The sequence below is a fragment of the Bradyrhizobium sp. AC87j1 genome (assembly GCF_002936975.1).
Classification (GTDB): Bacteria; Pseudomonadota; Alphaproteobacteria; order Rhizobiales; family Xanthobacteraceae; genus Bradyrhizobium; species Bradyrhizobium shewense.
Genome location: NZ_PTFE01000062.1, coordinates 40,185 through 49,718 on the forward strand (window position 1 = coordinate 40,185; position 9,534 = coordinate 49,718).

At 66.3% G+C, this 9,534-nt stretch carries 8 protein-coding genes; 2 read left to right on the top strand and 6 right to left on the bottom strand.

The genetic code is table 11. From position 1 onward, the window contains the following. Positions 1-263 precede the first annotated feature (263 nt). Entirely contained in the window at positions 264-2,114 is a 1,851-nt protein-coding gene (locus tag CV770_RS27095; RefSeq protein WP_104464550.1) for a feruloyl-CoA synthase, read from the bottom strand. A 150-nt stretch (positions 2,115-2,264) separates the two neighbouring features. Between CV770_RS27095 and CV770_RS27100 the strand changes: the two genes are divergently transcribed. Then, positions 2,265-2,759 (top strand): MarR family winged helix-turn-helix transcriptional regulator, encoded by a 495-nt coding sequence (locus CV770_RS27100; protein ID WP_091964558.1) that lies wholly within the window; start codon positions 2,265-2,267, stop codon positions 2,757-2,759. Positions 2,760-2,964: 205 nt separating this feature from the next. Continuing rightward, positions 2,965-4,773 carry an allophanate hydrolase gene (atzF, locus tag CV770_RS27105; RefSeq protein ID WP_104464551.1) on the top strand — a complete coding sequence of 603 codons (1,809 nt, stop codon included), beginning with the start codon at positions 2,965-2,967 and terminating at the stop codon, positions 4,771-4,773. Positions 4,774-5,038: 265 nt separating this feature from the next. Here the strand turns inward: atzF and CV770_RS27110 are convergent, their stop codons facing one another. The 5 genes from CV770_RS27110 to CV770_RS27130 are packed head-to-tail and all read right to left on the bottom strand — an operon-like array spanning position 5,039 to position 9,528. Beyond that, on the bottom strand, positions 5,039-5,761 hold the full coding sequence (locus CV770_RS27110; protein ID WP_104464552.1) for a GntR family transcriptional regulator: 723 nt from the start codon (positions 5,759-5,761) through the stop codon (positions 5,039-5,041). Between the two features lie 4 nt (positions 5,762-5,765). Next, a complete protein-coding gene (hpxZ, locus tag CV770_RS27115) occupies positions 5,766-6,158 on the bottom strand; it encodes an oxalurate catabolism protein HpxZ (RefSeq protein WP_104464553.1) in 393 nt (130 codons plus the stop codon). A 1-nt stretch (position 6,159) separates the two neighbouring features. Then, a complete protein-coding gene (locus CV770_RS27120) occupies positions 6,160-7,554 on the bottom strand; it encodes an AtzE family amidohydrolase (protein WP_201760058.1) in 1,395 nt (464 codons plus the stop codon). 7 nt (positions 7,555-7,561) lie between these two features. After that, positions 7,562-7,741 (bottom strand): DUF4089 domain-containing protein, encoded by a 180-nt coding sequence (locus CV770_RS27125; RefSeq protein ID WP_201760059.1) that lies wholly within the window; start codon positions 7,739-7,741, stop codon positions 7,562-7,564. Beyond that, positions 7,741-9,528 (bottom strand): dipeptide ABC transporter ATP-binding protein, encoded by a 1,788-nt coding sequence (locus CV770_RS27130; protein WP_091964230.1) that lies wholly within the window; start codon positions 9,526-9,528, stop codon positions 7,741-7,743. The genes CV770_RS27125 and CV770_RS27130 overlap by 1 nt, the downstream gene beginning before the upstream one ends. Positions 9,529-9,534 lie beyond the last annotated feature (6 nt).

Consider the following 9,534-nt stretch of genomic DNA (forward strand, 5'->3'; position numbering starts at 1 on the left):
GGCGCGCTTCAGGCATCGCCCTCCGTCACATCCAGGCATGCGCCGCCGTTTGCCGACGGCACCGTTCGGGCCGAGCATCGTTTCCTCCAGGATCAGACGCGGCGGTTTTCCCGCCGTCATCGCTCTCTGGAACGGTTCGCATAAATTAGTTGCTTAGGCAACAAAAGAATCAGCAATATATTGCGGCAGGGGGACTGGCGTATTGGGCGGGGACGTCTCGCTTGCTTCCTTCTCCCCTTGGGAGAGGGGAAGATCGCGGCCAGCTACAGCCCGATCCACTCGCCCGACGCATCATCGTTCAACCGCGCCACCGCATCGGCGCGGCGCGTCAGCACGGCGCGCTGGTTGATGTAGCCCTTGTCGGTGATCTCGCCGCCATCGACCGACGGCGGCTCGGCGAGAAGCAGCGCGCGCGTGGCGTGGCCGGAGGAGTTGGGGCCCTGCTGCTTCAGTTTCGCCAGTCCCTGCGCGATGACGATCCTGACCTTGTCGTGGGCGAGCACCTCGTTCACATCGGCCGTCTCGCCCAAGCCGGCATGGGCGCGGCAAGCCGCGATGTTCGGGATCACCAGGAAGCGCACCTCGTCGCCGCCATGGCCTGCGACGACGATGTCCTGCGCCAGCGGCGCCAGCGCGGCGATGCCGGCGACGCGCAGCGTGCCGACGCTGACCCATGTGCCGGAATTGAGCTTGAAATCCTCGGCGACGCGGCCGTCGAAGAACAGACCGCGCTCCGGCCGCGCGTGATCGGCGAGCTTCACGGCATCGCCGATCAGATAAAAACCCTCTTCATCAAAGGCCTGCTTCGTCAGCTCCGGCGCCTTCCAATAGCCCGGCGTGACGTTGGGACCGCGCACCCGCACCTCAAGCTTGTCGCCGGAAGGGACGAGCTTCAGCTCGGTGCCGGGAATGGGGACACCGATATTGCCGGAGCGCTCCGCGAGGAAATGGCAGTCGGCCGCGAGCGGCGACGTCTCGGTCGAGCCCCAGGCCGAAACCATCGGCATCGCGCGGCCGACGGTCCTGATTGAGAGGTCTTCGAGCGCATCCCAGAGATTCTGCGGCAGCGCCGCGCCGGCATAGAAGGCGAACTTCACCTCGCTGAAGAAGCGGCGGCGCAGCTCCTCGTCGCCGCGCAGTGCCGCGATCAGCATGTCGAAGCCGCGCGGCACGTTGAAATAGACCGTCGGCATCACGCTTTTCAAATTGGCCAGCGACGTCGCAAACAACCCGGGCGCCGGCTTGCCGCCGTCGATATAGAGCGAGCCGCCATTGCGCAGCACGAGATTGAAATTGTGATTGGCGCCGAAGGTGTGGCTCCAGGGCAGCCAGTCGAGAATGACGAGATCGCCGCCACCCTGCTCCAGAAACGTCCAAGTCTGCGCCTTGGCCTGCTGGCTCGAGGTCAGCATGCGCTGGGTGTTGATGACGGCTTTGGGCGTACCTGTCGACCCCGAGGTGAACAGGAGTTTTGCGATCGTATCCGGCGTCACCGCGGCGAACGCCGTTGCGACGTCGGGCGTTTCGGGCGTCGCGGCGATGGTGTGGAACGCGAGCGCATCGACATCGTCAGCGTTCCCGCTGATGATCTGCGCCTTGTGCAGCGGCTTGATCGCGGCGAGCGCTGGCGCAAATGGTTTCGTGGCGGAGACATAGATCGCGCCCGGCTCGAGCAGCGCGATCATGCTCTTGAGCTTGTCGAAATCTTTCGACATCAACGAATAGGCCGGCGAAATCGCGGCCGAGGGCACGCCGACATGCTGGGCGGCAAGCGCGAGCAGCGCGTGGTCGATGCTGTTGTCGGAGAGGATCGTGAGCGGGCGCTCCGCGCTCAGACCCTGCGCCAGAATCCAGGACGCCGCCGCACGCACCTGGCGCAGCGCCTGCGCATAGGTGACGGTGGTCCAGGGCGCGTCAACATTGCCGCGCTCGCCGAGGAAGATCGCATCCGGCGTCTGCCGCGCCCATTGCTCCAGCCAGTCGCCGACGCAGCGCGCGCCATCGCGCAATGGATCGGGCGAGCGCAGCACGATGCTGCCGTCGGCGCGATGCTCTGCGACCGTCCGTGGCGTTGCAAACAAGCTTGCGGCATCGCCGCGTGCGGCGGTTGTCATGATTTCCTCCTCCGCCCGGATCCCGGATCGGCCGCAGCCTCGTTCCGGGCTGCTTTGGCCATAATGTTGGGCATGACAATTGTTGTCGTCAACAACAATCTTTCGCCCGAGCGACAGAGACGCTACAACAGGTCCGGCAGGAGACGCGATTTGACAGCCACCGCAGCCCAGACTTCCGCACGCAAGCGCGCCGGCAACGGCGCGGCGCCTCGGGATATGGCCGACGATATCGGCCTCGACGCACTGGTCGGGCACGCCGGCTATGCGGTGCGACGCTTCCAGATCTGGATCTTTCAGGACTTCATCAGAACGCTCGGCAATGTCGACATCCGGCCGACGCAATATTCGGTGCTGACGGTGATCGGCGCCAATCCGGGCCTGTCGCAGATGGCGGTGGCAAAACGCCTCGGCATCGAGCGCGCCCGGCTGGTGCATCTGCTCGACAGCCTCGAACAGCGCAAGCTCGTGAAGCGGGTCAAATCGAAAGCGGACCGGCGCTCGCATGCCCTGCATCTCACGCCCCAGGGCGAGACAGCGCTGGCGAAGTTCAAGCGGCTTGCGGCCGAGCACGAGCGGCATGTCGAAGAGAAGATCGGCAAGGAAAACCGGGCGCAGCTACTTCGGATCCTCGCCGGCTTCACCTGATCTCGACTGCCCAGGATTTGGGCAGATGCCCGTCACAGGGCGCCGATGCAATCGCCCGGCAGCCTGTCGAAATATCCCCCAAGCCACTGATCACACGGATAATATCCGCGGCAGCATTCCTGCCCGGATAATGTACACAATGGCACATCGCTTGCTTCACTCCGGATGAAGCAGTTGCCGGAGTTTTGTCGCCATGAGGGCTGAAATGGGGGCTGAGCAGCCTGAAACGATCGCCGCGATTGTGGCCGCGCATCGCGCGGGCGCGCTGACGCCGGCAGAGACGATCGCGCGGACCTATCAGCGCATCCGCGACCACAATGATCCCGCCATCTTCATCAGCCTGCGCGACGAGAAGGATGCGATCGCCGAGGCCGAGAAGCTTGCTACGAAGGACGCCGCCAGCCTGCCGCTCTACGGCGTGCCTGTCGCGGTGAAGGACAATATCGACGCGCTGGGATTTCCGACCACGTCGGCCTGCCCGGCCTTCTCCACTACGCCGACGCATGACTCGACTGCGGTGGCGCGGCTGCGCGCGGCCGGCGCCATCATCATCGGCAAGACCAATCTCGACCAGTTCGCGACCGGCCTCGTCGGCGTGCGCTCGCCTTACGGCATTCCCAAGAATTCGATCCGCGAGGATCTCATTCCCGGCGGCTCCAGTTCGGGCTCCGCTGTGGCAGTCGGCGCGGGGCTCGTGCCGCTGTCGCTGGGGACGGACACCGCCGGCTCGGGCCGCGTGCCGGCAATGCTCAACAACATCGTGGGTCTGAAGCCGAGCCTCGGCATGATCTCGAACGCGGGCCTCGTGCCGGCCTGCCGTACGCTCGATTGCATCTCGGTATTCGCGCTGACGGTCGACGACGCCGCACTCGCGCTCTCCGTGATGGCGGGGCCGGACCCGGCCGATCCGTTCTCGCGCGACCGGCCGCTGGGCGCGCTCACGCCGTTCCCGGCAGGCTTGCGCCTCGGCGTCCCGCGCAACGGACAGCTGATCTTCTTCGGCGACAAGAAGGCGGAAACCGCCTACGCCGATGCGCTGAAGCGCTGGACTGCGCTTGGAGCGAAGCTCGTCGAGTTCGATCTCGAGCCGTTCTACGAGACGGCGCGGCTGCTCTACGAGGGCCCCTGGGTCGCCGAGCGTTATCTCGTGATCAAGGATCTGCTGGCGTCCGCGCCGGATACGATCCATCCTGTGACGCGCGAGATCACCGCGGCCGGCGCGCGACTCACCGCTGCGGACACGTTCTCGGCGCTCTATCGCCTGCAGGGCCTGCGCAAGATCGCCGAGCGCACGTTTGCCAATATCGACGCGCTGGTGCTGCCGACGGCGCCGACGGCCTATACGACCGCGCAGGTGCTGGCCAATCCGATCGAGCTCAACAGCCGGCTCGGGACCTACACCAATTTCGTCAATCTGCTCGATCTCTGCGGTCTGGCGCTGCCGGCTTCGGTGCGCAGCGACGGGATTCCGTTCGGCATCACGCTGCTCGCGCCCGCAGGACATGACGCGCTGCTCGCGAGCATCGGCCGCGTTTTCCATGCCGATACCGAGCTGAGCCTCGGCGCGAAGGGCGCGGCGCAAGCTCCGCTGCCGCCGCCGCCGCCGGCAAGCAGCGGCGACGAGATCCCCATCGCGGTCGTCGGCGCGCATCTGTCCGGCATGGTGCTCAACGGCGAATTGAAGGCGCTGTACGCAAAGCTGATCGAGGCAACCAGAACCGCGTCCGACTATAAGCTCTACGCGCTCAAGACCACGCCGCCGAAGCCCGGCATGCTGCGCGTGGAAGCCGGCAAGGGCGCCGCCATCGAGCTGGAGATCTGGTCGCTGTCGCCCTCCGCCTTCGGCAAGTTCGTCAACGCGATTCCTTCGCCGATGGCGATCGGCACGGTGCGCCTTGCCGATGGTCGCAGCGTGAAAGGGTTTCTCGTCGAGCCGGAAGTGCTGGGCGATGCGCGGGATATTACGGCGTATGGGGGGTGGCGCGCGTATATGAAGGAAGCTGCGACAAAGTAGGTCTCGTAGGGTGGGCAAAGCGAAGCGTGCCCACGATCCCGACCTTCATGAAAAACCGTGGGCACGGCGCTTTGCGCCTTTGCCCACCCTACGGCATCTCACTCCGCTGTCGTCCCGGACAAGCGGAGCGCCGATCCGGGACCCATACCCACAGGGAGTGGTTTGGCGAAGACTCGGAGTGGGAGCTTTGCCTCACACTTCCCCCTGTGGTTATGGGTCCCGCGTTCGCGGGGACGACACCGAGGGTGTGGCAGCGGACGTCGCCTTACACCGAAACCGCGTAGATCTCGTACTCACCGCGCACCAGCTCGATATGCGCACGCATCGCCGCCGCGGCGCCCTGCTTGTCGCCGCGCATGATGGCGACGACGACGCGGTCGTGCTCGGCTTGCGATTTGGCGAGACGGCCGAGATTGCGGAACTGGGCGCGGCGGAACGGCTGCACGCGCACCCGCGTCGCCAGCGTGATCTCGGCGATGTAGCCGTTCTGCGATCCCGCATAGATCGCGTTGTGGAAGCGCTCGTTGACCTCGTGAAAGCGATCGGGATTGCCGGTGTAGCTCAACACCCGCAGCTCCTCGTGGACGGCCTCCAGGCCGTGGCGCTCGGCCGCGGACATGCGCTCGGCGGCGAGGCCGGCGCACAGCGCCTCGAGCTCGGCCATCGCCTCGAACATGCTCGTGAGACGCTCGATCGAGGGCTGCGCCACCACCGCGCCGCGATGGGCACGCGCTTCGACGAGGCCGCTGGCCACAAGCTGACGCAGCGCCTCGCGCACCGGCGTTCGCGACACGCTGAAGCGGCGCGCGATGTCGGTCTCGTCCAGGGGCGAGCCGGGGGCCAGGGCGCCGCGCACGATCTCGTCGGCGAGCTGCAAGCGCAGCTCCTCGGCGCGCGTGACCTTCAGCAGCGATGGTGAGGCGCGGTCGACGCGGGGCACCACCGGCTCGGCCGGCAGCGCTCCCTGCGGAAGATCGTCGAGCGTCATGCGGTCAGGTCTCTTTCGGCTCGTCGATCATGCTGACATGGGCTGCGACGACGCGCCAGCCCTCGGGAAAGCGAATCCAGGTCTGCATCTGCCGGCCGACCTTGCCGGGCGCTGTGTCGCGATAGAACAAAGTGGAGGCCACCGCGGTGTCGCGGCCATAGCTGCTGATCACCGTCTTGGCGGTGCGGCGGTTCAGGCCGACCGGCGAGCGCGCGGCGCGGAAGCCGTTGATCGCCTCGTAGCCATAGAGATTCTCGCCGATGCCGTAGCGCAGCGTGCGGGGATCGTTGCGGAAGAGTTCGCCGAGCACGGCAACGTCGTTGCTGACGAGGGCCTGCTCATAACGTTCGAACGCGGCTTTGACTTCCGCGATCACGTCGGGGAGATCGATCTCCATGTCAGAATCCTCTCGGCGCGGGCGCTGCGGCGACGCCCATCTTTTCCAGGGCGTACGCGACGCGGAGCGCGATGTCCTCGCGCCAGGGCGCAGCGATGATCTGCACGCCGATCGGCAGCGGCTCGAGCGGCACCGGGACCGCGACCACCGGCAGGCCGATGAAGGAGATCGGCTGGGTGTGGATGCCGATATTGGCGCGCACCGGCAGCTCGACGCCGTCGAGGTTGAAATTCACCTGGCCGAGCTTTGGCGCGGTGCAAGGCGTCGCCGGCGCGAGCAGCACGTCGACGGACTTGAAGATCTCGGCGAGCTGCGCGCGATACCAGCGGCGGAATTTTTGTGCCCGATCGACCATCGGCGCCGGCACCATCGCGCCCGCGATCAGCCGGTCGCGCACGGCCGGATCGAAATCGTTCGGCCGCTTGCGCAAGCGATCGAGATGCAGCGAAGCGCCCTCGGTGGTGGTGATGACATAGGCTGCCGCGCGGGCGCGCGCGGCTTCGGGAACGTCGACCACCTTCGTTGCGCCGAGCGCCTTGGCGACGCGGCTGACGGCCTCGACCGCTTCCGGAAACACGTTCTTCTGGAAATAGCCGCCGGCGATGGCGATGCGCAGATCCGAGACCGGATTGGCGATCAGCGGCAGCGTCGGCTCCAGCCCGCGCGTCGTGCAGGCGCTGTCCTCCGCGTCCGGGCCCTGCATCGCGTCATAGGCGAGCGCGAGATCGGCGGCGGAACGCGCGAACGGGCCGAGATGATCGAGGCTCGCGACAAACGGGAACGAGCGCGCGCGCGACAGCCGGCCATAGGTCGGCTTCAAACCAAAAATGCCGCAGAACGAGGACGGCACGCGGATCGAGCCGTTGGTGTCGGAGCCGAGCGCGATCGGCACCAGCGCGCCGCCGACCGCACTGCCCGAACCGCCGGACGAGCCGCCGGTCATTCGCGTGGTGTCGTGCGGATTGCGCGAGGGACCGTCATGGACGTTCTCGCCGGTGAAGTCATAGGCGTATTCGCCCATGTTGAGTGCGCCGACCAGCACGGCGCCGGCGGCTTCCATGCGCTCGATCAAGCTGGCGTCACGCTTGGCGGGCGCGAGGTCGCGATTGATCTTCGAGCCCGCGCGCGTCGAAAGGCCCGTGACATCGAACAGGTTCTTCACCGCGAAGGGAACGCCGGCGAGCGGGCCGACTTCCTTGCCGGCGGCGATATCGGCGTCGATGGCACGCGCCTTCGCGCGGGCGCGCTCGGCGGTGACGTCGGTGAAGGAATTGAGGATACCGTCGTGCTGCTTGATGCGCGAAAGTGCCGCTTCAGTGGCATCGAGCGCGGACATCCTGCGGCTCGCAACCGCACTCGCAATTTCTGAGGCCCTCATCTCTGGCTTGCTGGTCATGGCAACATCAAGCGGTGAAAATCGGTGCCGGCTCGGTCTCGTCCGGCAGCGCGAATTCGTCGACGAGGCGGGAGAGCCGCAGCGAGACCTCGAGGTTGGCGCGCACCGCAGGCCTCCAGGCCTCTTCGATCGGCAATGCCAGCGCTTTCGATACGGCGTCGATATAATCGTCCAGCGGCTCGGCCATCACGCTCCCAAACTATCTCGGTGTACCTGCAACGGCGGATGCGGGATCGCCGTCAGCAGCTCCTTGGTGTAGTCGTCCTGCGGATCGCTGAGGACCTGCTCGGAAGAGCCCTCTTCGACGATTCGACCCGTCCGCATCACAATGACACGATCGCACAGCAAGCGCACCACATTCAAATCATGCGAGACGAACAGATAGCTCATACCTAGCCGCGCCTTGAGATCCTGGAGCAGGTTCAGAACGACAGCCTGCACCGAGACGTCCAGCGCCGCCGTCGGCTCGTCGAGGATGACCAGCTTGGGATGCAGCGCGATGGCGCGGGCGATGCCGACGCGCGCCTTCTGGCCGCCGGAGAGCTGGTGCGGGAAGCGATCGAGCAGATTGTGCGGCAGGCCGACCATGGTCGCCAGTTCCTCGCAGCGGGCGCGGAGCGCGTCGCGCCCCCTGATATCGCCCAATTGCATGATCGGGTCGGCGATGGCACGCGCGGCGGTGAAGCGCGGGTTGAGGCTGTCGGTCGGATCCTGGAACACCATCTGGATGCGGCTGCGCTGCGGCAGGCGGGCGAACGAGGCCGGCGCGATGCCGCCGATGTCCTCACCGTCGAACTGGATCAGGCCGGAGGTCTGGTCGAGGAGGCGCATCACCATCATTGACGTGGTCGATTTGCCGCAGCCGGACTCGCCGACGAGGCCGACGCTCTCGCCATGGCCGATCGAGAAGCTGATGCCGTCGACGGCGCGGAACGCATCCGGCTCCAGCGGTGGCTTGCGGCCGAACAGCTTTCCGAGCGTCGCGGTGGCACCCTGGCGCGGGTATTCCTTGACGAGCTTTTCGACGCGGAGGAGGGGCTTTGATGTCTCGTCACCCCCGGGCTTGACCCGGGGGTCCATCGACGGAGATGAATCTTGCGAAGCGTGATGGATGGCCGGGTCAAGCCCGGCCATGACCGGTGCAGCGTCTTCCTCCGGCAGCAGATCCCGCAACGACACACCGAGCCGCGGCGTCGCGCGCATCAGCTTCTTGGTGTAGGGGTGCTGCGGGTTAGCGAAGATGTCGGCGGCTTTGGCGGTCTCGACCACGCGGCCCTTCTCCATCACGACGACGCGGTCGCAATAGGCGGCGGCCAAACCGAGATCGTGCGTGATCAGGATGGTCGACATCGCGCGGCGCTTGGTCAGCTCTACGATCAGGTCCATCACCGCCTTCTGCGTGGTCACATCAAGGCCGGTGGTCGGCTCGTCCGCGATCAGCAGCTGCGGATTGCAGGCGAGCGCGAGCGCGATGACGACGCGCTGACACATGCCGCCCGAGAGCTCGAACGGATAGGCATGATAGCGCTCGCGCGGGCGGGCGATCTTGACCTGCTCCAGCGCCTCGATCGCCTTCTCGCCGTGATCGGCGACCTGGGCCTGCTGCACATGGGTGCGCAGCACATCCTCGATCTGGTCGCCGACTTTCCGGATCGGATTCAGTGCTGCCCGCGGATTCTGAAAGATCATCGAGACTTCGCGGCCGCGCAAATCGCGCATCTGGTCCTCGGTCGCGGCCTTGACGTCGATGCCGGAGAACATCACCGAGCCCTCGGCGATCCGCCCCGCGCGGTCGAGGATGCGCATCACCGCGTAGGACGTCACCGACTTGCCGGAGCCGGACTCGCCGACGATCGCCAGCGTCTCGCCCTTGGCAACGGAGATGTTGACGTGCTGCACGGCTTTGACGATGCCGCGGCGGGTGGTGAATTCGACGGTGAGGTCCTGGACGTCGAGCAGCGGCTGGGCGGTCATGGATGC

What these genes read in the sequence shown, in the direction of transcription:
- CV770_RS27095 (WP_104464550.1), bottom strand. Translation starts at nt 2,114, where the DNA reads ATGACAACCGCCGCACGCGGCGATGCCGCAAGCTTGTTTGCAACGCCA.
- atzF (WP_104464551.1), top strand. Translation starts at nt 2,965, where the DNA reads ATGGGGGCTGAGCAGCCTGAAACGATCGCCGCGATTGTGGCCGCGCAT.
- CV770_RS27110 (WP_104464552.1), bottom strand. Translation starts at nt 5,761, where the DNA reads ATGACGCTCGACGATCTTCCGCAGGGAGCGCTGCCGGCCGAGCCGGTG.
- hpxZ (WP_104464553.1), bottom strand. Translation starts at nt 6,158, where the DNA reads ATGGAGATCGATCTCCCCGACGTGATCGCGGAAGTCAAAGCCGCGTTC.
- CV770_RS27120 (WP_201760058.1), bottom strand. Translation starts at nt 7,554, where the DNA reads ATGACCAGCAAGCCAGAGATGAGGGCCTCAGAAATTGCGAGTGCGGTT.
- CV770_RS27125 (WP_201760059.1), bottom strand. Translation starts at nt 7,741, where the DNA reads ATGGCCGAGCCGCTGGACGATTATATCGACGCCGTATCGAAAGCGCTG.
- CV770_RS27130 (WP_091964230.1), bottom strand. Translation starts at nt 9,528, where the DNA reads ATGACCGCCCAGCCGCTGCTCGACGTCCAGGACCTCACCGTCGAATTC.